The organism is Vibrio echinoideorum (assembly GCF_024347455.1).
Lineage (GTDB): Bacteria > Pseudomonadota > Gammaproteobacteria > Enterobacterales > Vibrionaceae > Vibrio > Vibrio echinoideorum.
On sequence record NZ_AP025484.1, the window covers coordinates 1589519 to 1614737 of the forward strand.

At 43.1% G+C, this 25219-nt stretch carries 18 protein-coding genes; 12 read left to right on the forward strand and 6 right to left on the reverse strand.

The features are described from left to right. Nucleotides 1-373 precede the first annotated feature (373 nt). Entirely contained in the window at nucleotides 374-1621 is a 1248-nt protein-coding gene (locus tag OCV36_RS23115; RefSeq protein ID WP_135454471.1) for an SGNH/GDSL hydrolase family protein, read from the forward strand. Nucleotides 1622-1789: 168 nt separating this feature from the next. Here the strand turns inward: OCV36_RS23115 and OCV36_RS23120 are convergent, their stop codons facing one another. After that, nucleotides 1790-3121 (reverse strand): DEAD/DEAH box helicase, encoded by a 1332-nt coding sequence (locus tag OCV36_RS23120; protein WP_017073676.1) that lies wholly within the window; start codon nucleotides 3119-3121, stop codon nucleotides 1790-1792. A gap of 361 nt (nucleotides 3122-3482) precedes the next feature. On the opposite strand from OCV36_RS23120, the gene OCV36_RS23125 reads away from it, so the two are divergent. Further along, the gene (locus OCV36_RS23125) at nucleotides 3483-3749 is read left to right on the forward strand and encodes an Lpp/OprI family alanine-zipper lipoprotein (RefSeq protein ID WP_004732066.1); all 267 of its coding nucleotides are present in this window, start codon (nucleotides 3483-3485) and stop codon (nucleotides 3747-3749) included. Between the two features lie 180 nt (nucleotides 3750-3929). On the opposite strand, the gene OCV36_RS23130 is transcribed toward OCV36_RS23125, so the two are convergent. Then, a complete protein-coding gene (locus tag OCV36_RS23130) occupies nucleotides 3930-4916 on the reverse strand; it encodes a L,D-transpeptidase family protein (protein ID WP_135454392.1) in 987 nt (328 codons plus the stop codon). Nucleotides 4917-5262: 346 nt separating this feature from the next. On the opposite strand from OCV36_RS23130, the gene deoD reads away from it, so the two are divergent. The 4 genes from deoD to OCV36_RS23150 all read left to right on the forward strand — a co-directional run bounded on the left by deoD (nucleotide 5263) and on the right by OCV36_RS23150 (nucleotide 10795). After that, nucleotides 5263-5973, forward strand: a complete 711-nt coding sequence (gene deoD / locus OCV36_RS23135) for a purine-nucleoside phosphorylase (protein ID WP_017073673.1) — start codon at nucleotides 5263-5265, stop codon at nucleotides 5971-5973. A gap of 116 nt (nucleotides 5974-6089) precedes the next feature. Continuing rightward, nucleotides 6090-7559, forward strand: a complete 1470-nt coding sequence (locus OCV36_RS23140) for a lactate dehydrogenase (protein WP_029224867.1) — start codon at nucleotides 6090-6092, stop codon at nucleotides 7557-7559. Between the two features lie 186 nt (nucleotides 7560-7745). Then, nucleotides 7746-9215 carry a tetratricopeptide repeat protein gene (locus OCV36_RS23145; protein WP_135454390.1) on the forward strand — a complete coding sequence of 490 codons (1470 nt, stop codon included), beginning with the start codon at nucleotides 7746-7748 and terminating at the stop codon, nucleotides 9213-9215. After that, nucleotides 9215-10795 (forward strand): GGDEF domain-containing protein, encoded by a 1581-nt coding sequence (locus tag OCV36_RS23150; protein WP_029224866.1) that lies wholly within the window; start codon nucleotides 9215-9217, stop codon nucleotides 10793-10795. Before OCV36_RS23145 ends, OCV36_RS23150 begins: the two co-directional genes overlap by 1 nt. Nucleotides 10796-10841: 46 nt before the next feature. On the opposite strand, the gene OCV36_RS23155 is transcribed toward OCV36_RS23150, so the two are convergent. Next, complete coding sequence (locus tag OCV36_RS23155) at nucleotides 10842-11750, reverse strand: DMT family transporter (RefSeq protein WP_135454388.1); 909 nt, start codon at nucleotides 11748-11750, stop codon at nucleotides 10842-10844. 344 nt (nucleotides 11751-12094) lie between these two features. Here OCV36_RS23155 and OCV36_RS23160 point away from each other — a divergent pair, with 344 nt between their 5' ends. The 6 genes from OCV36_RS23160 to OCV36_RS23185 all read left to right on the forward strand — a co-directional run bounded on the left by OCV36_RS23160 (nucleotide 12095) and on the right by OCV36_RS23185 (nucleotide 17749). Next, complete coding sequence (locus OCV36_RS23160; protein WP_017073668.1) at nucleotides 12095-12490, forward strand: DUF3302 domain-containing protein; 396 nt, start codon at nucleotides 12095-12097, stop codon at nucleotides 12488-12490. Continuing rightward, complete coding sequence (locus OCV36_RS23165) at nucleotides 12490-13620, forward strand: HlyD family secretion protein (RefSeq protein ID WP_017073667.1); 1131 nt, start codon at nucleotides 12490-12492, stop codon at nucleotides 13618-13620. The genes OCV36_RS23160 and OCV36_RS23165 overlap by 1 nt, the downstream gene beginning before the upstream one ends. 349 nt (nucleotides 13621-13969) lie before the next feature. Beyond that, nucleotides 13970-14518, forward strand: a complete 549-nt coding sequence (locus OCV36_RS23170; RefSeq protein WP_029224865.1) for an ECF-type riboflavin transporter substrate-binding protein — start codon at nucleotides 13970-13972, stop codon at nucleotides 14516-14518. A gap of 6 nt (nucleotides 14519-14524) precedes the next feature. Further along, a complete protein-coding gene (locus OCV36_RS23175; RefSeq protein WP_135454386.1) occupies nucleotides 14525-16219 on the forward strand; it encodes an ABC transporter ATP-binding protein in 1695 nt (564 codons plus the stop codon). Beyond that, on the forward strand, nucleotides 16216-17055 hold the full coding sequence (locus OCV36_RS23180) for an energy-coupling factor transporter transmembrane component T family protein (RefSeq protein WP_135454384.1): 840 nt from the start codon (nucleotides 16216-16218) through the stop codon (nucleotides 17053-17055). The genes OCV36_RS23175 and OCV36_RS23180 overlap by 4 nt, the downstream gene beginning before the upstream one ends. Nucleotides 17056-17272: 217 nt before the next feature. Then, nucleotides 17273-17749 (forward strand): hypothetical protein, encoded by a 477-nt coding sequence (locus OCV36_RS23185; RefSeq protein WP_017073663.1) that lies wholly within the window; start codon nucleotides 17273-17275, stop codon nucleotides 17747-17749. Nucleotides 17750-17886: 137 nt separating this feature from the next. Here the strand turns inward: OCV36_RS23185 and glgB are convergent, their stop codons facing one another. The 3 genes from glgB to OCV36_RS23200 form a co-directional block, all read right to left on the reverse strand. Continuing rightward, nucleotides 17887-20067, reverse strand: coding sequence for a 1,4-alpha-glucan branching protein GlgB (gene glgB / locus OCV36_RS23190; RefSeq protein ID WP_135454383.1), 2181 nt, complete (start codon nucleotides 20065-20067; stop codon nucleotides 17887-17889). 175 nt (nucleotides 20068-20242) lie between these two features. After that, nucleotides 20243-22423 (reverse strand): 4-alpha-glucanotransferase, encoded by a 2181-nt coding sequence (gene malQ / locus OCV36_RS23195; RefSeq protein ID WP_017073661.1) that lies wholly within the window; start codon nucleotides 22421-22423, stop codon nucleotides 20243-20245. 173 nt (nucleotides 22424-22596) lie between these two features. Beyond that, nucleotides 22597-25050, reverse strand: coding sequence for a glycogen/starch/alpha-glucan phosphorylase (locus OCV36_RS23200; protein WP_017073660.1), 2454 nt, complete (start codon nucleotides 25048-25050; stop codon nucleotides 22597-22599). Nucleotides 25051-25219 lie beyond the last annotated feature (169 nt).

The following is a 25219-nucleotide window of genomic DNA, read 5'->3' on the forward strand; positions in this document are numbered from 1 at the left end:
TTTTAACTCTTTGATTAAAAATACATTACCTTAGTTTTTGGCACATTTTATAAAGGTCACGTTAGATCTAACAACTTACGAAAACCGCACACACTGCTAATTTACCCTCACTGCATACCTCTAAAACGGATACCAAAACCCTCAAAAAAAGTGACGAATTTCATCCTGTACTTGAGTGTTCTAACAACAGAAAACACGTTGAAAATTTGATGTTTATGCCAGTTATAACCGACGGACAGTTGAATGTATTGACGTGAATTATTGATGTTAGATATAGGTCTTACCAGTTATTCGCTATTCAGTTATTAAAAGTAACAGGCAACAAGAAACAACGTTTTTTTGGCTTACCTAAATACAATAAGAGAATGCAGTGATGAAAAATACGGCTTTAATACTCGCGTTATCCATCCCTTTTGGTGCTCATGCAGCTGAAGATTCTATACCCACTCCAGAATCCATAACGTCTGCACAGGTTCTAAAAACGCAAGGGGAACAAACTTATTCGTATGTTCGATGTTGGTATCGAACCGACGCATCACACGACTCCTCAGCCACTGATTGGCAATGGGCAAGAAAAGAGAACGGGAACTATTACACCATCAACGGATATTGGTGGTCTTCAGTCTCGTTCAAGAACATGTTTTATAGTGACGCGCCTCAATCCGAAATAAAGCAGCGTTGTGAAAAGACGCTCGACATCCAACATGACGTCGCAGATATCACCTATTTTGCAGCAGATAATCGCTTCTCTTACAATCACTCCATCTGGACCAACGATAACGCTGTGCAAGCCAATACAATTAATCGTATTGTCACTTTTGGTGATAGCCTTTCCGACACTGGCAATCTATTTAATGGCTCTCAATGGGTTTTTCCGAATGCTGATTCGTGGTTTTTGGGACACTTTTCAAATGGTTTAGTCTGGACTGAGTACTTAGCAAAAGCTAAAGATCTTCCTCTGTATAACTGGGCAGTGGGTGGAGCAGCAGGCACCAATCAATATGTCGCGCTAACTGGTGTTTATGACCAAGTCACGTCTTACTTAACCTACATGAAAGTGGCTAAAAATTATCGCCCTGAGAACTCGTTATTCACTTTGGAGTTTGGTCTGAATGATTTCATGAACTACGACCGAGAAGTCGCTGATGTAAAAGCTGATTTCAGCAGCGCTTTGATTCGATTAACAGAGTCTGGAGCGAACAATATCTTGTTGTTCACATTGCCCGATGCGACCAAAGCGCCGCAATTTAAATACTCGACCGAGCAAGAGATCATTAAAGTTCGTGGCAAGATATTGGAATTCAACCAATTCATCAAAGCCCAAGCTAAATATTATCAAGGCATGGGGAAAAACGTGGTGTTATTCGATGCAAGCGCACTCTTCGCGAGTATTACCGATAACCCTGAACAGCATGGTTTTAGAAATGCGAGTGACGCTTGCCTAAATATCAACAGAAGTTCATCAACCGACTATTTACGCAGTCATAGTTTAACCAATGACTGTGCCACATACGGCTCTGATAGTTATGTGTTCTGGGGCGTGACACACCCAACGACGGCTACTCATAAATACATCGCAGACCATATCTTGGCGTACTCATTCTCGACGTTCAATTTCTAACTAGGAAGAGCCCAGCGAGTATCATGAGTTACCTCCTGTAGGTACCGGAAGTTATGGGCTTACACAAAGTACAGACACAAAAAAACCGCCATCATTGGCGGTTTTTTTTACGTTAACTTTTATAAAGATCAGTTTTTATAAACATCAGCTTTAGTTCACGCGAGTTGCTTACTCGTCGTCCACTTTTGGTGCGACTTTCTTCTTAGGGATAAACACGCTATCACCCACTGCCACATTTTGGTGGAAGCTCTTATCGCGCTTAACAGGTTTCTTAGGCGTTTTCTTAGCTTGAGTCTTCGCTTTATTCTTCGCAGGACCGCCTTTAGTAACAACAGGTTTACGCGGCTTAATGCCCTTAAACTTGCCTTTCAAACCTTCAAGAACAGAGAAAGTAAGATCTTGCTGAAGGTAAAGCTCAACACGTTTGAAGCTATCCCAGTCTTTTGGACCTACCAAAGAGATCGCGTCACCTTTGTTACCAGCGCGGCCAGTACGACCAACACGGTGAACATACTCTTCCGTATGTTTAGGCATATCAAAGTTGATAACGTGGCTTACGTTTGGAATATCAATACCACGTGAAGCAACGTCTGTTGTTACCAAAATTTTGTAAACCGCACGCTCAAATTGGCTCATGATCGCGTTACGTTGTGTTTGGTTTAGATTACCACTCAATGCAACCGCTTTAAGCTTCTTCTCATTCAGCTTTTCCGTCAAACGGTCAGTATCGGCACGAGTTGCAGTGAAGATCATCACCTGACGATATTCAGCTTCCTCAATGACACGGTCTAAAATCGCTTCTTTGTGATCAAGGTGATCACACAGGTAGAATTTCTGAGTGATATCAAGGTGCTGCTCGTTAGAAACGCCTACAGAAATACGTTTAGGTGCGTCTAACATCTCACTTGCAATGCCGTTAACTTCCGCGTGATCTAGCGTTGCAGAGAACATTAGAGTTTGACGACGACGGTGTTTAGCTGCATTCGCAATACGACGTAGCTCAGGAGCAAAACCAAGATCAAGCATACGGTCAGCTTCATCAAGGATTAGCGTTTCAACACCATCTAAAAACAGTGAGCGGTGCTCAAGGTGATCCGCAAGACGTCCTGGAGTCGCAACAATAAAACGAGGGTATTTACGCAGAGCTTTAACTTGGTCGTTAAAGTTTTCACCACCTAAGATAAGTGTGGCTTCGTAAGACAGACCACCAAGCATGCTTCGCAGTTCGCCGTAAACTTGCTTTGCTAGCTCACGAGTAGGAGCCAAAATTACACCACGAGGATCTTTAGCAGAAAACGCTTTGGTTTTTAATGCTTTGTGTATCATTGGCAACACAAACGCCAACGTTTTTCCTGATCCCGTTTTTGATGAAGCCAATAGATCCTTACCGGCAATAGCAACAGGGATCGCTTTTGATTGGATCTCTGTCGCTTTCTTGAAGTCGTAATGTTTTAAGTTCTTCAGTAAGCGGTTGTCTAAGCCTAAATCTTTAAAGTGCAAAGGACTCTCCAGTCTTGATGGTATTGAATAAAATTAATTTAACGTGACATGATACCGCGAAAGTACTTTATAAGGATAGAGATCACAGTAAATTTATCCTCATATCTCAAGTTGCCTAGGATATTGTATGCATTGGCACCAAAGGGATAGGCCTTCCAAATAATGTAAAAATCGATTCCAACCCCACCGTCTCAAAAATGAGACAGACTGTGATGCTTAGCTAATTACCTCAAAAATTTAGCAATTTCTTTAGTTATTGTTTTTGCAGTTAAAAAATTAGTCGCTACAATCATTAATGAAGCGACTATATGATAAAGAATGTATAGCGCATCTTTTGATGATAAATAAGCAAGGAGTTCTTATGAATAAGACGTTAATCGCAGCTGCAGCCTCAGTTTTCATTTTAGCCGGTTGTTCTTCAGAGCCTGAAGAAGCTGCAGTGTCAGAAATGGATCAATTGACTAACCAAGTTGCTGAACTAAGCAGCGAAGTTGAAGCGCTTAAGAGTGATAAAGCAGCCGCAGAAATGAAAGCTCAAGAAGCATCTGCAGCCGCTATGGCAGCAAAAGAAGAAGCGGATCGTGCTAACGACCGTATCGACAACATTGCAGAGTCTTACACTAAGTAATTGAAAGATAACGCAGTTAATCGATAGATTATATAAGTCGCAAAATGCAGTAAATTGATAGCACCACCTCCGAATAGAGGTGGTGTTTTTTATTTGGGGTAAAGAAAAAGAAAAGAAAAAGAAAAGAAAGAGAAAAAAGAAAGAAGAAAAGCAATGACGCTTTCCAAAGAACCTATTGAATTAAAACTCAATCACAGGCGGTACGATCTCAACAGGCACACCATTTTGCGCAAAAATAACCGCTTTCGCCTTTGAATTCGGTAAATCAGCATCTTCAAGCCACCATTTTAACTCAACCGGAATTTGTAACGATTTTTTAGAACCGTCACTTCGTGTCAATGGTTCATGAGCTTCAACAAACACACTTCTATCTGGCTCTAAAGACACTTTAATCGGTTCATCAATGATCGTGACCTGCTCGCCACGGTTAACCTGTTCAAAAAGCCACTCAATATCTTTAGGTTCCATACGAATACAACCAGAACTGACTCGTAAACCAATCCCGAAATCTTTATTAGTTCCATGAATAAGGTAGTCACCTGCCCCATACGCAAGGCGCATAGCGTATTCGCCAAGCGGGTTTTCTGGGCCTGCAGGGACAACTCGAGGTAACTCGATGCCTTTCTCTAAATATTCTTTACGTATTGAGTTAGGAGGTGTCCAAGTCGGGTTTGGTCTTTTTTGGCTTATCTTAGTGATCATCTCTGGGGTATCGCGCCCCACTCGGCCAATACCTACTGGAAAAACATGAACTTGATTTTTATCCGGTTCAAAGTAATACAACCTTAACTCGGCAAGGTTGATAACAATTCCTTTTCTTGGGGTATCAGGCAAAATCAACCGACTAGGAATACTCAATACATAGCCTTCCGCAGGAAGGAAAGGGTCTACACCTTTATTTGCCGCCATTAAAGAAAGAAAGCCAATATCGTATTGCTTTGCAATGATGGCTAATGTTTCTCCAGCCGTCACCTCATGTTGTTGTATTCTGCCTACGATGCGGCTTTCCGCTGGGGGCAGTTCAAAGGTCGCAGCAGACACCCATGACGAAGCCATCGCCGCGATCATAGCCGCAACTAATGACGTTACCCTCACGACAGGCAAAGCTACCTTGCGTATTTGTGTTTTCATAGAATACAAAAGCGTCGAGTTAGCGCAATACGACATACAATTCCTTGGTTTGTCTTTTATTAAAGTTTAGATTATCGCTGATCAAACGTCTCTACAACGAATTGTTGTCTCGAAAATAATATGCAACAAACTATTATCTTGAGTTTTTCCTTTAAATTTCATGCAATTTATCTATACAAAATCGATTGCCTTTAAGCTTTCAACACATTTGGTTATCAATATTAATAAAACTATAATGACAGACCTATTTTGTGACTAAAGTCTCACGAAGCCTCGTTCTAACTCGCTAATATTGCCTCAACAAAACGAATTCAATTCAACAGAATCGGTAATTGATTAAATCCTGTTCCTATCATTACCGTTTAAACTTTGGAGAACGACCATGGCTACACCTCATATTAATGCTCAAGCTGGTGATTTTGCAGAAACAGTACTTATGCCAGGCGACCCGCTTCGCGCAAAATACATTGCAGAAACATTCCTTGATGACGTGAAGCAAGTTTGTGACGTTCGCAACATGTTTGGCTACACAGGCACTTACAAAGGTAAGAAAGTTTCTGTAATGGGCCACGGTATGGGTATCCCATCATGCTGCATCTACGTACATGAGCTTATCGCTGAGTACGGCGTGAAAAATGTTATTCGTGTAGGTAGCTGTGGTGCAGTACGTGACGACGTGAAACTAATGGACGTTGTTATCGGTATGGGCGCTTCTACTGACTCAAAAGTAAACCGTATTCGTTTCAACAACCACGACTTTGCTGCTATCGCTGATTTCGGTCTTCTAGAAGAAGCAGTAAGCCAAGCACGTGCACAAGAAGTTCCAGTTAAAGTTGGTAACGTATTCTCTGCTGACCTTTTCTACACTCCAGAAGCTGACCTTTTCGAAAAGATGGAAAAACTAGGCATCCTTGGTGTTGATATGGAAGCGGCTGGTATCTACGGTGTTGCTGCGGATCTGGGTGCTAAAGCACTGACAATTCTTACAGTATCTGACCACATCATCCGTGGTGAGAAACTAAGTTCAGAAGATCGTCAAAAGTCATTCAACGACATGATGAAAGTTGCTCTAGAGACTGCAATCAACATCTAATCGTTAAACACTAGCTATATTTTTCATCCTAGTTAGCTTCAACGATAAATAGTTTGAAACGTAATACCTCGCAGTCAAGCTCGCTTGGCTGCCTAAATAACCCCGAGGGGGTGATCGTGTCCAACGACAAGCTGCCAAAAGATGCAGATGGGTTACAACTCAACTTTTGTAAAACATTGGCGTGTGACAACTTTGGCTTGAGCGATGCAAAACGGTATGTTTTGCAACATGCGAATCCTAAGCGTCCAGCGATGGTTTGTCGTGAGTGTGGAGCTTTCCCCCCCTTACTTAACAATCGTGAAGTGTTAAGCGAACTTCATCGCCTAAGACAACTTCACAGCGATGGCCTTCCTGCTTGTCGTAATGATGATTGCGATAACTTTGGCCTATCGGTTCATACCCATAAACATCTTTATCATGCCTTCGGCTACAGTGGCGACAGGCAACGCTATCGATGCAAAGACTGCCAATCAACTTTCGTTGATAAATGGTCTGGATCCAATAAAAAACTTCAGTTTCAAGAAAACCTAATGGGCTTATTGTTCATGGGTTATTCTGTACGAGAAATCTGTAGAAAATTGGAGATCAACCCAAAAACTTTCTATGATCATGTTGACCATATCGCGAGCCGTTGTCGTCGTAAATTAGCGATGATAGATGCACGATGGGTTAATCATGCCAAAGACTATCAATTTGCTTCCCATTACCAGCGTTTACAGCCACAAAGTAATAACGGCGTGCTCTGGATAGCAACGGGCGAGGCTCATTCTGGTTATATCCTTTGCCAACACGTCAATTACTCTCAGAATGAAGAGCCATCAGGGAATGTTGACCACAACCCTTATGATGACGTGGCACGTTTTGTCTCAAAGGAGCACTCTTCAGAGGCTAACCTCGAACTCCCTCAGCCGTCCGATAAGCTGAAAGAACGTATTGAGCAGCAATACCAAGTGATACTGGCAAGAGGTAATGTGGAAGACCCAATGGGTAACCTCACTGCATTTAGCTACCCTTCGAAGGGTGCGCTAATTCGACCACCTTATACCTCTTATGCTCACTTCTTACATGTACTTGATATGTGTGACGAAAACAAACACGTCGCTATTTATATGCCACAAGATCCATTACTAAGATCTGCCGCCCTAAGCGTTTGTTTGCCGCGCATTCAGAGTCAAAATATTGACCTTATGTATGTCGAGGAAGATTCTGGTTGGCAAGATGATCAAAGTTTTGAAAAGATCGACATTGTTCATATGAGTTGGTGGCGCGATCGTTGGGCTATCGCAAATCAAGGCGATAATCAGAAAGGCATTTGCTACTTAACGGGTAACAATCCAGAACCAAAACAGTGGTTTAACACCGCTTCAATTCAGCAAACTAAGTTCTATCAACAGCGCTTTCAACTGTTATTTGATAGCTTTATCAATGAGCCTAGACGTAAACTTCGTCCTGGGGGCATCCTTCCATTGCTTGATATATTCAGAGCTTGGCACAATCTGTGCTACCAAGATAAGCAAGGGCTTACAGCAGCGCAACGCTTAGGTGTTGCAGAGCAGCCATTAACCCTAAAGCAACTGCTTTCATAGAAACGAAACATCCAGAGATTTATTCGGGAACTCATTGATTTTAAAGCGACAACATGAGGTAACACCCATAATTGGAAAAGATAGATGTTTCTTTGACGCTCTAAGAAAGATAATTGGTGCTTATCCTTAACCACACTCTTATAATGATTGTGTTATCAATACGCTCGATAATTATGGATCTAAGCCTTGGACAAAAATCAGTACCTTCTTGAAACAGAATTAGAACAACTCAAAACTCGCGTCGACTCTGAACCATTAGTGATCCTAGAGATTACACAACAATGCTTCGTCAGATCAGAACAAGTTTTGTTTGAAGAGGGTGCGATCCAATCGCTGATGTTAATGGCAAAATGCTGTTGGAACCTAATGGATTACCAAAAAGGTTTAAAATACATCAAGGAAGCCCACAAACGACAAAGCCGATTAGACACCGACCTTTTTCTCCCTGAAATTCTCCATTTACACGCACTCCAATTCTGGGGACAAGCCAAGTACTATTCTGCTCAGCAATTTTGGATCAATGCTTTAGAGCAATCCGCGCTAGTTGATGAAGTAGAGATCCAAATTGAATGCCTCATTGGCCTAGGCAACATTTGGCGAATGACCCACGAATACAAGCTAGCACGCTCTACCCACCAACTCGCCGTAAAAGTCGCGAATAACAGCCGTATTGGTTGGTTGGAAGGTAAAGCAAGAATATTGCTCGCTTGGGATTACTACTTACTCAATAACTATGTTGAAATGTTGTCGGTACTCGATGGTGCAGAAGAAGCATTAAAAGATCATAAAGATAATACTTGGCATGCAGAGGTGTGGGATTTCAGAGGTCTTGCCCTACTTGGCTTAGAGCGTTTAGATGATGCGGAAAAAGCAACAGCCAAGGCACACAGCCTAGCAGTAGAACACAACCTAATTTGGATGAAAGCGCACTCTTATATCAGTAGAGCTCGATTGGAACTTCTGCGAAAGAGACCCGAACAGGCCGCTGAGTTACTCAGACTAGCCGAGCGCTCTGCAAACGAATTCGATAATGGCGAGCTACTCAGTCAAATTTGTTATCAACAGTCCTTAGTTGCAGAAGAAAACCAAGATTTTAATGCCGCTTTAGTTGCCTTTAAAAAATACCGTCAATATTCTATCAGTATGCTTCGCGAGCAAACCAACCGCGTCGGTTTAGATAAAGCGCGCAGTTCAAAACGCCAGCTAGAACAGAGAGCAAGAAAACTCATTAACCGTATTCGTGGCCAGCACGAGTACGATCCCGAAAAACACCTTTCTTATGTTGTTTCTGAAACGTTTTGGTGGGAACAATTGGTGCTCTTTAAAACAGAGCTAAAACGTTCAAACCACAGCATCATTATGTTTCAACACGTTGATACCGATTACTTGGATGTCTGCACCGAAATTGCTCATACCTTATGTAATCAAAACGATTTCATTTCAAGGCTGAGTTCAGAGCGAGTCGCTCTTATGCTTTCCGAGAAAGGGGATGTCGCAGAGCAAACCTTCCAAACTCTCAGCACCATACTTGATATTTATCCGTGGCATAGAAAAGGGTTGAAAGGTTCGAAACCAACCGTCAGCCTTAATGATATTTTAACGTTCCCGTTCACTTTAGAACAACTTGAAGAAGACGATGCCGAGGTGAGAAATTGATGGAAACCTTACTAAGTAAGATCACCGATGCCGGTTTGGATCCTTCATCGGTTTCTGGTGAAGAGGCGATCATCTTTTGGAACCATATTCGACAACACGTTTCGACAACCAAAACGGAACAAGCACACTGTTATATTATTAGCTCTGAATATCGTGCTGAATTGCAACAAAATCAAACTAGCATCGAAGAATTGAGGCATGCATTAAACCTACTTCATTTGCCTGCTGACATAGAAGATATTCTTACAGTAAAAACAAGCTTAAGTGATCGCTTAGTTGAAATTGGTGATTACACCTCAGCACTGAATGAATTTGTTAGTTCGTCATCAATTGCTGTTGAACACGGCTACATCGATGAATACGTGATGGCGATTTTGGGTATGGGGAACCTGTGTGATGCCTATGGTGACCACAGTAAAGCGCTTCGCTACTACCAAAAAATCAACAGTATTGATCATGCGATAAGCAGTCGCTCACTTCGCCTCAAGTTTAAGCTTCATATGGTCGCTAGCCTTCTACTGCTTAACCGTACTACTGCGGCCAGTGATTTACTTAACGAATGTGAAGAACTTAGTATCCTTGTCAGTAATAAGTTGCTCACAGCTCAGATATTGCTTTATCAAGCAAAGGTACTTCGCGCCAAGAAAAAGTATCACGACGCACTTAGCTGCTTGTCTAGGGTTCAGTATCCAGTCAACAACACCCAAGCAAGTTGGCTTGCAACCATGACTCGCCTAGAAATGGCACATTGTTTAAGCGCTATCGGTAAGCAAGAATACGCCAGTATGATTCTTACAAGCACCGATAAACGTGTGAATAAATACTCATCACCCGTTCTTGCAAAGCGTTTTTATGACTCCTTGAGCGATGTGTGTATGAATCAAGGCCGTTTTCAAGAAGCGCTAAGCTATGAAAAGAAAGGCTACCGAATTGAAACGGATCTCATGAAGCAGATTCCGATCAGTGAACTGGGTGCGAGTCAGCTACGCCGCCTTTCTCGTTTTGAACTGCAACTAAAGCTTATCCTCTCGGAACAAGAAAACCGAGAGTTGAAAGAAACGACTGAGCAACACAAAAATGCAGTTGCTCAACTACAACAAGATGTATTCACCGATCCGCTAACAGGCTTACATAACCGTCGATGGTTAGATGTAAAATTGAAAGATCTTCTGCTTCACGAAACACCTTTTGCATTAATGGTTGTCGATATTGACCACTTTAAATCAATCAATGATGAGCTCAGTCATTTAGTTGGTGATAAAGCGATTGTTAGCGTTTCTCAAGAACTACGCTCCTACTTCAAGTTTCGAGGCGCTTCATGTGTCAGGTTTGGTGGGGAAGAGTTCTTAGTCATCCTTGAGAACACCAATCTTGCTAAGGCAGAAATGCACTCGGAAAATTATCGAGAGCGCATTTTCCAATTTGCTTGGCATGAGATATTGGGGGAACGTGGACTAACCGTTAGTATTGGTATCACAATGCATCGCGAAGGAGAAAACACTCAGCGTACTTTCTACCGAGCAGATAAAGCGTTATACAGAGCTAAAGCCAACGGCCGCAATCAAATTTGCACCGAGTAATGAAAATTAAGATCGCTTGAAATAGAAAGCACTTATAGAAATCGAACTATTGGTAGAAGAAAAGTGAGATTCCACCTAAAGCAACAAGTGTCCCTATAACACTTTGTTTTGAGACCTTTTCCCCTTTCAGGGCATAGATCACCAGAATAAATACAGGACTGGTCGCTATCAACGTTTGTGCAATCGCAGGGTTCGCATTCTTCAATGCAACTTGCTGAAGCCACAATGCTAAAAATGTTCCGACAAATATTGCCCCTAAAAGCCAAAGCTTGTCGAATTTAGTCATTTCCCATAAATCTCTTTTTATAGACGAGTAAGGCTTACTCTCAACAAAAGGGATAATGAGCATAACGGCAAACACACCTATCGTGAGGCGAATCAGCGCCCCTAACAATGGGGGAATATCACCAGCCACCAAAGCATAATGAGAAATCACCACACCTGAAGCCTGACAAACACTCGCCACAAGCCCAAACCCAATACCACTTCGTTGTGCTTTATCACTAGAAATGTCTTCACCATTGGTGGATTTAGACGGTTGAAAAACGACAAATGTCACAGCTAAAGTGGTGATGACAACACCGAGCCAGCTTTGCAACGTCAATGCGGCACCAAGAAACATTAATGCCAGTACGCCTGAAAGAGGCGGAGCCAAAGACTCAAGCAGCAACGTTTTATTCGCACCGATTCTTTTCAACGCAGCGAAATATGCGCTATCTCCAATTGCGATCCCAATGACACCTGAAATAGCGAGTATCCAAAAATGATTAGCACTCAATTGAAAGTCTGGCATTGGGATAAGAGGCATCACAAGCAACATCATGCCAGAAGCGACGACACCCTTAACAATATTAAGCTGCATAGCAGAAAATCGATGGCCGAATTGTCCATAGATCCATGTCGCACACGCCCACACAATAGCAGCGCCTATAGCCGCAAGTTCACCTATATACATCCGTGTTTATCCTCAGTGATGTGTCTGTCGTCTCGAATCGTCATCTGTATTATTTCTAGCTTTTGAATTATTTCTGCTTTGGTAAATAAAGTCACTGTTGTTTACTACTCTGGATCGCTTCACAACTGAATAATTAACACTCATTTACTAGGCGTTAACCTAACCCCAAATGAGCCTCTATTTCACCTTGCATCCAAATGCATTTTATAAAAATTAATAACCATTTTGCTCACATTAGAAGCGAACACACATTATTTTCAACTAGGTAAATCATTTTTATAACAATTACTTGGATGATAGCGTAGTATCTTTATAACTAATATCTAACATTACAAGGATCTGTTATGTTTTTAGACTACTTTGCACTCGGCCTACTTATTTTCGTTGCGCTAGTAATCTTTTACGGCATCATCGTCATTCACGATATTCCCTATGAAATAGCAAAAGAACGCAATCACCCTCATCAAGATGCTATTCATGTCTCAGGCTGGGTTAGCCTATTCACCTTACACACTATTTGGCCATTTCTGTGGATTTGGGCAACGCTATGGCGTAAAGATCGCGGTTGGGGCTTCGCTAAACTCGAAGAAGAACAACACGATATTCACCATCGAGTTGATGCTTTGATCGATCAAGTCAGTACTCTTCAAGAAGAAATCGTTAAGCTTAAGCAAACTAATGCTGAACAAGCTCATTCCGAAAAAGCTCAGAACAACGCTCAAGATCAGGAGGTTAAGTAATGGATTTACTGCTGATAATGACCTACGCGGCGCTTTGTATCACCATCTTCAAAGTATTTAATATTCCGCTAAACAAATGGACAGTGCCAACAGCTGTTCTTGGTGGCGTCGTCATCATAGGTACCTTGATCCTATTGATGAACTATAACCACCCTTTCACACAAATTGGTAACCAAGTCTACTCAACAACACCAATCGTTTCTGGTGTGAGAGGTAAAGTCATTGAAGTGCCTGTAGAGGCAAATAAACCTCTTAAACAAGGGGATATTCTTTTCAAAATTGACCCTATTCCGTTTGAAGCTGAGGTCGCAAGATTAGAGGCGAAAGTAAAAGAAGCGAGCCAAGGTGCTCTTGGGATGGAATCAGAGGTAACCGAAGCGGAGGCGGCAAAAGTCAAAGCTATCGCAGAGAGAGATAAGGCACAACGTGAATTTTCTCGTTACAAACGCGGCTATGACAGTGGAGCCTTTACTGAGCAACAATTAGACACACGCAGACAAGCTTACAAAGCATCAGAAGCCGCAGTAAAAGTTGCAGATGCCAATTTGGAACAAGCAAAAATCGCCTTGGATTCTGAAATAGGTGGTGAGAACACCGCGGTTTTGAGCTTACTAGCTGAATTACGTAAAGCTCAGTTTGACTTAGAACAAACCGTCGTTAGAGCTCCTACTGAAGGATACGTTACGCAATTAGCATTGCGTCCGGGCGTAATGGCAGTACCACTTCCTCTTGCTCCCGTTATGACTTTTGTTCACACCGAAGCTCAGTTCTATACTGCAGCATTCAGACAGAATTCATTGCAGCGTCTACAACCTGGCTACGAAGCCGAATTTCTGTTCCGCGCGCTTCCTGGTAAAATTTTCAAAGGTCGTATTGATGAAGTAATTCCAGCGATTGGTGAGAGCCAATTCCAAGCTCGAGGTACTCTACTTGGTACTGAGGCACTGCGTACCAGCGGTCGTGTGTTTGTTAAGTTAACCATCACTGATGACCTATCTGAATACCACTTGCCTATGGGTACTGCGGTTGAGGTTGCTGTTTATTCTGATAGCTTCACTCACGTATCAATTATGCGTAAAGTGCTTATTAGAATGAAGAGCTGGCAGAATTATCTATACCTAGATCACTAAGTTACTGATACCCAAACCACTACTTTGCTTCGACCAAAACCATTAAATGGCCTGTCACTGGGCCACCAATGGACTTAACACATTGTTAAGATGAATGAAAAAGCCAGACCAGTTCTGGCTTTTTTGTTGCTTGATTAACCACAAAGTTGCGCTTTTTCCGTGATATTTACATGTTCGGATGGAATTTTAGACATCTAGACACTTACCTTCCCTTATGGAAGGGTTCTACTGTATAATGCGCGCCTTATTTTTCATATTTGCCCAAAAAACGGTCTCATTGAGACGCATATTAATAATGGCGAATATTAGTTTTTTATTATGCTTTATCTTTCAGTATTCGAGGTTATCTATGAACTTTTCAGCTAAAACAGTCGTCGTTATTGCCATTGGCGCGGCGCTGTATGGCATTGGTGGTTTACCTATGTTTGGTGTCCCAGTGTTTGCTAACACGACATTGAAACCAGCAATGGCAGTCCTTGCACTGTTTTCTGTTCTATTTGGCCCTATTGTTGGCTTCTTGGTTGGTTTTATTGGCCATTGGGTTACCGATTTATTCGCAGGTTGGGGCGTATGGTTAACTTGGGTATTAGGCTCAGGTATCGTGGGCATGGTTATCGGTCTGTTCCCAATGGTAACCAAAAATCGCCTTCAACAGGGCGAACTTCCAATGAAGGATTTCGCGCTATTTGTCATACTTGCGCTTGTCGGTAATGTGGTAGGTTACGGCTGCTCCGCGTTCTTAGATACCATCTTATATGCAGAACCGTTCACCAAAGTATTTACTCAACTGTCTATTATCGCAGCCGGTAATACCGTCCTGATTGCGGTTGTTGGCTTCTTGATCCTAAAATCAGTCGCTAAACGCAACAAACAAAGCCGCAACCTGACTGAGGCATAAGCGCTAATGACTATAGCATTTTCGAACTTCTCTTTTAGATATGAGTCGCTGGATAAACCGACGCTAAAAAATATCAATCTAAGGATAGAGAAAGGAGAGAAAATCGTCATTATTGGACCCAGTGGTAGTGGGAAATCTACCCTAGGTCAGTGCCTAAATGGTCTGATTCCTCATGCGATTAAAGGTGAAGTAACGGGCTCCCTAGAGATCAACGGTAAGAACATTTCTGATCTTTCAATGCACGACTATACCGAGCAAGTTGGTACGGTATTACAAGATACCGACAGCCAATTTGTTGGTTTAAGTATCGGCGAAGATATCGCATTCGCGTTAGAAAATCAGTTGATGTCGAACCTTGATATGTACCCTTTGGTTAAGTCGACGGCAAAAATGGTCGACCTAGAAGATATGCTTGAGCGCTCTCCTCATGATCTCTCCGGTGGTCAAAAACAACGTGTATCGTTGGCAGGTATCCTAGTGGATGATGTCGACATTTTGCTGTTTGACGAACCTCTAGCAAGCCTCGACCCTAAAACAGGCAAGGCAACTATTGAGATCATCGACCAACTTCATAAAGAAACCAACAAGACTATTGTGATTATCGAGCATCGCCTTGAGGATGTTCTACATCGCGATATTGATCGTGTGATCTTAATGGAGCGTGGTGAAATCGTCGCAGACATGACTCCCGATGAAATCTTAGCGTCCGAGCTACTTGATAAACACGGTATTCGAGAACCTCTTTATCTGTCTGCGCTTAAAGCAGCAAAGGCACCTCTGACTAACGAAGATAAACTTTCAAACCTCAAAGCTTTAGATTACAAAAGATTCCGCCCTTCAGTCCAAGCTTGGTTTGCTGAACGCCCAGCCCCAACTGCAGAAAAGCAGTACCAACCTTTACTCGAAGTTCATGGTCTAACTTATTCTTACGACGGCGAGAAAAACGCACTCGAAGATGTGAGCTTCAAGATTGGTAAAGGTGAGTTTGTTTCGATCTTAGGAAAAAACGGTTCCGGTAAATCAACCATCACCAAGATCATTATGGGTGTGATTGATGCCGATTCAGGCTCTTCATATCTTAATGGTCAAGACCTATCTGAACTTTCCATCTTTGAGCGAAGCCAGAAAGTCGGCGTGGTAATGCAAAACCCAAATCATATGATCTCGCATCATATGATTTTTGATGAGATAGCATTTGGTCTTCGTAACCGCGGCGTTGCAGAAGAGCTTATCAAAGCAAAAGTCGAGAACGTTCTTGAGCTGTGTGGGTTAAGCAAGTTCCGCCACTGGCCGATTGAAGCACTGAGCTATGGTCAGAAAAAACGTGTAACGATCGCATCTATATTAGTATTGGAACCTGAGCTTCTGATCTTAGACGAGCCGACGGCTGGACAAGACTACCGTAACTACACATCGATGTTGGCGTTTATTCAAAAGCTCAACCGAGAACTGGATATCACTGTGGTCATCATTTCACACGACATGCACCTCGTTCTAGAGTACACCACACGTTCAATTGTGATTGCAGACAGTAAACTCATCGCTAATGCAGCCATGACTGAAGTATTTAGTCAGCCATCACTTCTAGAGCGTGCAAACCTTTGTACGACCAGTATTTATGAACTCGCGACTATGATGAAAATCGACGATACCAATGCGTTTATGCAATACTTCATCGATTACGAGAGAAGTTCACTATGAACGCATCAAAAGTAAAATTCGGCATCAATTACATTGACACGAAATCCCCGCTTCACGCTCTTAATGGCATCACGAAATTTGCACTTTTCTTAGCTTGGGTAACCGTAGTTCTAACCACTTTCGACCTAAGATTGATTGTTTTGCTGATTGTGACTGGCTTATATCTACTAAAGCTCACCAATGTACCTATGCGCGTGTATAAGCCTTTATTAATTGGTACGGCTAGTGTTCTGAGCTTAAACGCTTTGTTTATGTATCTACTCGCTCCACAACAAGGTACTGAGCTTATCGGTAGTGAGAACATACTGTTAACGCTACCTGGCAACTATTCGTTGAGCCAAGAGACGCTGTTTTACTTAGTCACGGTAACACTTAAGTACATGAGCATGTTCCCGATTGCGTTAATCTTTGTCTTCACTACACACCCAACTGAGTTTGCAGCTAGCCTCAACCGTATCGGTGTTCCATACAAGATTGCGTATGCGGTGAGCTTAACACTACGTTATTTACCAGAAGTTAAAAAAGACTTCATTAATATCATGCATGCTCAGCAGGCTCGCGGTGTGGAACTGTCGAAAAAGGCACCACTCATTACACGTATTAAAAATGTCGCTAAAGTTCTTGGACCATTGATTTTTTCTAGTTTGGACCGAGCAGACGAGATTTCAAATGCAATGACACTGCGAGGTTTTGGCCGACACAAAGCACGTACTTGGTATAGCTATGCGCCTTTGAAACGTGTCGACTTTGTTTGTTTAACCGTTATTACATTAGTCGTGATACTCGCAATCACAAAGAGAGCACTCGAAGATCAACTGTTCTGGTACCCTTTCTAAACTTCGCAAACTCTACACAAACATACCCAATACAAACAAAGGCCGCTTACTCAAGCGGCCTTTATTATTCACAAACAACAATTTACGTATAAAATATGGATAAATTATATTTTTTTATACGTGATTTTTTGTTTTTTAAGGTCTATTTCCAGATAGTTTGCTAATATCCTCAATCCGTAATTTATATACAGAATGTCACACTCAATAGAGATTTGTAATGGCTCGAATTACTCAAGTACAGAAACTAGAAAATCAAAAGAACTACGATGAAATCGTATTAAACCTTTTTCTGGCTGAAGGACATGAAGCATTAACTTATGCAAGGATTGCTCAAGAAATTGGCATTAGTTTAACGACGCTTCAGGGTTATTATCCATCGACTCGTGCTATCCGCTCAGTGCTTCACAAGCACATGCTATCGATTGTGATAGAGAGTCTAGACTTCGCATCGGAAGAGGTATTTGTTCAGTCTTGGCAAAATGCCTTAGATGATGAGCAGTTCCGATTCGTTATTAAATTGATGTTTTTCCATGCCTCACAGATCAAAAGTCCAGAAGCATTTAATATCAGTTCAGACGGACAGTTTCGTGAGAAGATGTTTGAAAGCTTTGGAGCCGACTCTGTTCGTATCCTTGAAACCGTAGTAGGACGTTCAATGTTCTATCTAACCAACTTTGGAACGCGGTCAAATTAGTTTTAACGCAATAAAAAGGGAGCCTAAGGCTCCCTTTTTTAGTTCTGTAATAAATTGAACAGTTTACAAACGCATTCAATTAGTCAATTAACTGGCTCACAGACTCATTCAGCTTATAGCTTAGTTGAGTTTGTAGCTTAGTTGAGCTTGTAGAAAACCGTCGATAACGGTGGTAAGCGTAGCTCAATCGATGTATCTAAGCCTTCACTTGCCACTTGTTCAACCTCAGCAACCGGCTTCACTTCAAAGCCGCTTCCCGCATAATCATCCGAGTCTGTATTCAACAGCAGTGAGTATTTACCCTGCGTTGGGACACCGAGGCGGAAATGTTCATGAGGAACAGGAGTGAAGTTAGATATCACTAAGACACGCTCACCTGATTCACTGATACGCTCATGAGCTAGAATACTCGCTTCTTCTGAATCTTGAAGACGCCATTCAAAACCTTGTGGATCAAAATCAAGATCATGCATTGCTGGTTCAGAACGATATAGGTTGTTCAGATCTCTGGTTAAGCTCTGTACTCCTTGGTGACGTTCATAATCAAGCAAGAACCATTGCAGTTGGTCGTCATGATTCCATTCTGCCGTCTGGCCAAATTCAGCGCCCATGAAGTTCAGTTTTTTACCCGGCTGTGCGTACATGTATCCCATATAAGCACGTAAGTTCGCCGTTTGCTGCCATTCATCACCAGGCATCTTGTTATGGATGGAGCCTTTACCGTAAACCACTTCGTCGTGAGACAGAGACAATACGTAGTTTTCGCTGTGAGCATAAACCAGCGGGAAGGTAATCGTATCGTGGTGATATTTACGGTTAATTGGGTCTTCTTGAATATAAGATAAACTGTCGTGCATCCAACCCATATTCCACTTAAATCCGAAGCCTAAACCGCCCATAAAGGTCGGTGCCGAAACACCAGGGAAAGCCGTAGATTCTTCGGCAATCGTCATCGCATTCGGGAAATGCTTGTAAACTTCTTCGTTCATCCACTTCAGCGTTGCGATAGCGTCATAGTTTTCGTTGCCACCGTCTGCATTCGGAATCCATTGATCATGACTGCGCGAATAATCGAGGTACAACATCGAAGCAACCGCATCCACACGGATCCCATCAATATGGAATTGTTCGAACCAGTAAAGCGCATTCGCAACCAAGAAACGACGCACATGCTCTTTGCCTAAATCGTAAATGTACGAGTTCCAATCTTGGTGCCAACCACGGCGAGGGTCAGGATCATGGAACAATGGCGTACCATCGAAGTTTGCTAAACCATGGTCATCACTAGGGAAGTGAGCAGGAACCCAATCAAGCACCACACCTAAGCCAGCTTGGTGACATTGGTCGACGAAATACTTGAAATCATCCGGTGAACCAAAACGACTTGTTGGTGCAAATAAACCAATAGGCTGGTAGCCCCAAGAACCGTAGAACGGGTGTTCTGAAACGGGCATCAACTCGACATGCGTATAACCAAGATCAGTCAGGTATGGGATTAATTCAGCAGCAAGTTCACGATAGTTTAGGAAATCACCTTCAGCGTTGCGTTTCCAAGAACCGGCGTGCAGTTCATAGAACGAAAGCGCTTCTTTACGTTTCTGCGTAACTGGGCGATTTTGCCACTTAGTGTCTTGCCACTCATAACGAGCGTGATCATAAGTAACAGAGGAAAATGAAGGGTACTGTTCAGAGTAGAAACCCCATGGGTCAGCTTTATGTGGCAAGCCTTCCCCATCAGGTCCTTTTAATTCAAATTTGTATTGAGCGCCTTCTTCCAACTCAGGAATGAATAGACCCCACATACCATAATCTAAGCGTTGCATTGGGTGGCGACGACCATCCCAAGCGTTGAAGTTCCCGACCAAGCTTGCCGCCGTTGCATGCGGAGCATAGACCAAGAAACGAGTACCTGAAACCTTCTGTCCATCACGCTCTAGCGTAATAAACTGAGCCCCCATGTGATGATACATATCTTTAGGTGTATGAAGCTCTTCATAGCTTGCGTACAGATCGTGGTACTGGTATGGGTCATTGATGACCTGTTCTACTCCAGCCCAGTCAACAGCCAGCTTATAATGAGTAAAACGTAAGTCTCTTTCTTGCTTAAGCACGAAACCACTTTCACCCTCTCGCGCTAACTCAATACGAGGTTCCTTCCCGACAATCAACTCAACTTTATCTGCCCCAGGAATCCATACTCTTAATGCACCTTGGTCAGAAGGTAAGTATGGCCCTAAAAATGCAAATGGGTCAGTGAAACAAGCCTGTGATAGTTGGGTATATATTTGTTTTTGCTTTGAAGTCGAACTTAGTTCCAAAACGTTTCTCCCTAACCAAACATCCAAAAAATATAATACAAAAATGCCCGCTATTAGTGCGGGCAATATAACGACGGTTTATTCTACCAGATGAGCATTCATTATTGAGTGACCGAGGTTGTAGTTTCGTACGGCGTAAGCAAAAAACCACGTATTTCCAAGCCACTCAACATCATTACTTACCTGCTTTTTCTCGAACGACAGTTAGCTTAGAAGCGATACGATTAACCCCTTCGTGTGCAAAAATTTCGTCCAAGTTCATTGATAGTTTACGACGCCAGTTAGGGTACTCATCAACGGTGCCAGGAATGTTAACCGGCTTGTCCATCTCCAACCAATCTTCAAGTTGTATACTCAATAATGTTGAGCCACCAGCAGCAACGTGCAGTTGAAGTGCTTCAGCTAGGTATGAATCCATTGGTACATGAGCAGCATCGCGACCAACACCTTCAGGCAAGAAGCCATGCCATGCCACAGAATCTAAGATACCTTGCTTACACTCTAGACGGTCATCAAACAACGTTTCTAATTGTTCTGCATCTGGGTATAAACCAATCTCTTGACCCATTTTTAAGTCATCACAGTGCCAGAAACCACGTAGCGTTGGCATATCATGAGTACACAGTGCCGCCATTGATTGTGATGCATAGTGCTTAGGTGAGATGAAACCACCGTCGTCTTCTGATGTTTCGAAGAAAAACACTTTGTAAGAATGCACACCAGCATCAGCCAGAATGTCGACAATCTCATCAGGTACCGTACCTAAGTCTTCACCGATAACGCTACATTGATAACGATGAGATTCAAGCGCCAGAATCGACAACATATCTTGTACTGGGTAGTAGATGTACGCGCCTTTAGTTGCGTTTTCACCTTTTGGAATCCACCACAAGCGCAATAGACCTAAAACATGGTCAATACGCAACGCACCACAATGCTTCATGTTTGCTCGAAGCAACTTGATGTAAGCGTCGTAACTTGTTTCCTGAAGTACTTCAGGGTTAAGCGGTGGTAAGCCCCAGTTTTGACCTAAAGGACCAAGAACATCAGGTGGAGCACCAATGCTCGCATCCATCACTAGGTTGCCTTCATCGGCCCATGTTTCGCTGCCCGAATCCGCAACGCCAACAGCTAGGTCACGGTACAAACCAACCGCCATGCCTTTCTCTTCTGCAAGAGACTGTGCATCGTTGATCTGGCAATCCGCTAACCATTGCAGGTACATGTATAGATGAACGTTCTCTAGGTTCTCTTTGATGTATTTCTGTGTTGCTGGGCTTTCGAATGTGCGGTACTTTTCTGGGAATACAGGCCATCCCCACATACCTGAATCTTCAGCGTGCAGCTCACCGTGCAGAGCATCAAATGCCGCTTGATGCATCAGGCTTTCACCGCCCTCTTCAACAAACGCTAAAAACGCTTGTGCACGATCGCTGTTCTTGTCTAAATGACGAGTCTTAAATTCTGCGAATAACAGAGGCAAGATGCTCATCTTAAGCTCAGACACTTCGGTGTAGTTTACCCAGTGTGCTTCACGAGCTTTTTGCAAGCGCTGTTGGAACTCCGCGCTACCTACCGTTTGTTGTGCTTCTGCACTTAATGCAAATTCAGGTACTGAGCTCACATCAATGTATAAGATGTTCAACCAACGACGTGAGGACGGGCTGTATGGGCTCGCACCTTCTGGGTTCGCAGGGAACAAAGAGTGAATTGGGTTCAAGCCTACAAAATCACCACCGCGAGACGCGATATCAGCAACAAGCTGTTTAAGGTCGCCGAAATCACCAATGCCCCAGTTGTGCTGAGTTCTTAGTGTGTAGAGTTGAACGCTTGGTCCCCAAAGCTTTTTGCCTTGCTCGATTGGTGACTGCTTAAAACACGCTTTTGGTGTAATAATCAGTGTCATCTCGTAAGGCTTTTTACGGCGCTTACGGCTTACAATCAACTTGTGGTAACCCCATGCCAAATCACTTGGCAATGCAAACACTAAAGGGCCACCCTCTGCGCGCTCATCACGAACGACTTGAGATTGAAGATAGCCTTCAAGTACCTCTCCTTGCTCGGTTTCTAAGCGCCAGCTAAACTCGCTTTCACGAGCACTTACACCTAGATTAAGCGCCACTTCTACTGGCTCACCATCACGCAAGACAAGAACTGGGTCTAGTACATCTTTTTTGTGTTTTCTTTCTGCTGATTTTAGCAGTGCATCATCGCTGCTTGTATCGTAGCCCAATGAAGCCAATAGAGACGTGATTGTCTCATCTGATACTTGTGCTTCATCGCCCCACGCACTAACGTAACTGTCGGCAATATTTGCCATTTCTGCGACTTGTTTTAATACGGTCTGTTCTTTCATCGCTCTCTCCGAAAACGTTCTAACGCTTTCAATTTTGTAGGGTTGTTATTTAATCTTTTGCTCATCAATTAGCTTATGAGCCACTCAGTTTATAAGCCGTTAATTTGTAAACTACTGGTTTGCTCACAAGTTAATGAGCCAAGGCAGAAACTGCCTTGGCTACTTTGGAGCTATTAACGGTTAACCGCTTCAAGTTTCCAAATGTTGTTCACGTAATCGCGGATTGAGCGGTCTGATGTGAACTTACCAACCAATGCTGTGTTAAGAATCGCTTTCTTAGCCCAACCTGCTTGGTCTTTGTATTGCTTGCTCATGTCTTCATGTGCTTTCACGTAAGAAGCGAAGTCAGCAAGACATAGGTATGGGTCACCACCGTCTAGCAGGCTATCAAACGTTGCACGTAGAAGACCTGGCTGACCTGGAGAGAACTCATCGCCAGTCAGTAGATCTAGAGATGCTTTCAGTAGTGGGTCTGCATTGTAGTAGTCGTAAGGGTTGTAACCTTGAGCTTGCAATGCCACAACACCATCAACGTCTAGGCCGAAGATGTAGATGTTTTCATCGCCAACTTCTTCACGAATCTCAACGTTTGCGCCATCCATCGTACCGATAGTTAGAGCGCCGTTAAGTGCCATCTTCATGTTGCCCGTACCCGATGCTTCTTTACCAGCTAATGAAATTTGCTGAGAAACGTCTGCTGCTGGAATAATAATTTCAGCCATGCTTACACGGTAGTCAGGAATGAATACCACTTTCAACTTGTTACCGATGCGAGGATCGTTGTTGATCTTCTCTGCAATCTTGTTAACCGCGAAGATGATTTCTTTTGCTAGGTGGTAACCCGGTGCTGCTTTTGCTGCGAAGAAACATACGCGTGGCTCACATTCGAAACCAGGTTCGTTAAGAATACGGTGGTACAGAGATAGAATGTGTAGCAAATCTAGGTGTTGACGCTTGTATTCGTGTAGACGCTTGATTTGAACGTCGAAGATAGCGTTAGTATCTAGCTCGATACCCATGTTCTCTTGAACCCAATCAGCAAGGCGCTGTTTGTTTTCTTTCTTAACAGCCATGAATTCTTTTTGGAATTTCGCGTCTGTTGCAAACTTAGCGATGCCTTCAAGCTGCTCAAGTTTTGCTGGCCACTCAGTACCGATCTTGCCCGTGATTAGCGTAGATAGACCTGGGTTACAGAACTTCAACCAACGACGTGGCGTGATGCCGTTCGTTACGTTAGTCAGTTTACCTGGGAAGATTTCGTTGAACTCAGGGAACAAGTCTTTCTTAACCAATTGAGAGTGAAGCGCAGCTACACCGTTTACTTTGTAAGAACCGATCACACATAGGTTTGCCATGCGAACCATGCGGTGGAAACCTTCTTGGATGATAGAAAGCTTCGCTTGCTTCTCACCGTCACCAGGCCACATCTTACGAACTTCTTGCATGAAGCGGTGGTTGATTTCAAAAATGATTTCCATATGACGAGGAAGTAGACGCTTAATTAGCGACTCAGACCAAGTTTCTAGAGCTTCTGGAAGCAGTGTGTGGTTCGTGTATGCGAACGTGTGAGCACTGATTTCCCAAGCTTGATCCCAAGTTAAACCTTTCTCATCGATCAGAATGCGCATCAATTCAGGGATAGCGATAGTTGGGTGCGTATCGTTCAGTTGAATCGTTTCTTGCTTAGGAAGGTCTTCTAGAGAGAAACCTGCTGCTTCGTGACGACGTAGAATATCGCGAACAGACGCTGCTGAGTGGAAGTACTGCTGCATTAAACGCAGAGTTTTACCTTTCTCGTGGTTGTCGTTCGGGTAAAGAACCTTAGTGATGTTACCTGCATCGATTAGCGAGTGTTGCGCTTCGAAGTAGTCACCGTTGTTGAAGCTTGCTAGTGAGAAAGGTGCAATTGCCTGACATTCCCAAAGACGCAGCGGGTACACCGTATTTGACTCGTAACCTACGATAGGTAGATCCCAAGGCATTGCTTTCACTTCCATACCTGGAACCCAAGTACGTACTTCTTTACCGTCGATGTATTCAACTTCAACATGACCGTAGAAACCAATGTGCTGTGCTAGTTCTGGACGAGCAACTTCCCAAGGGTAACCTTCAACACCACGCCACGCGTCTGGTGCTTCTTGTTGACGACCATCTTGGAAAGACTGTTTGAATAGACCGTATTCGTAGTGAAGACCGTAACCGACTGTTGGGTATTCTTGAGCGGCACAAGAATCCATGAAACAAGCTGCAAGACGACCAAGGCCACCGTTACCTAGTGATGGGTCGCGCTCTTCTTCTAGAAGGTCAGTTAGGTTTTGACCTAACTCTTCCATTGCGTGAGTGATTTGCTCGTATAGGCCCATGCTGATTAGGTTGTTACCTGTTAAGCGGCCAATCAAAAACTCTAATGAAAGGTAGTTAACGCTCTTTGCGTTCTTAATTTTTTCGTCATTTTCAGTTTCTAGCAGGTCAAATGTTGTTAATTCTGCTAACGCACGGCCCATTGCTAGGTACCATGTACGGCTATCTGCATTTTCAATTTTTGTTGCGTATGTTGCAGATAAATGTTTCTTAACGCTCTCTTGGAACGACACTTTATCGAAAGTTTTTTGCTGAGTTGGTTTCATTTCAGAAATCTCGCTTTTAATAGTTCTAATTCATCTGTGACATATCGTGCATGGTCACCATTAACTAAACATCCTCCCGGCCGTACGACTAACTAGGAGTAGATGGGAGGGCGTAGGGGGCGTACCAACAATTGGTTAGTGATCTGACTCTCATGTTCTGACTTAGAAC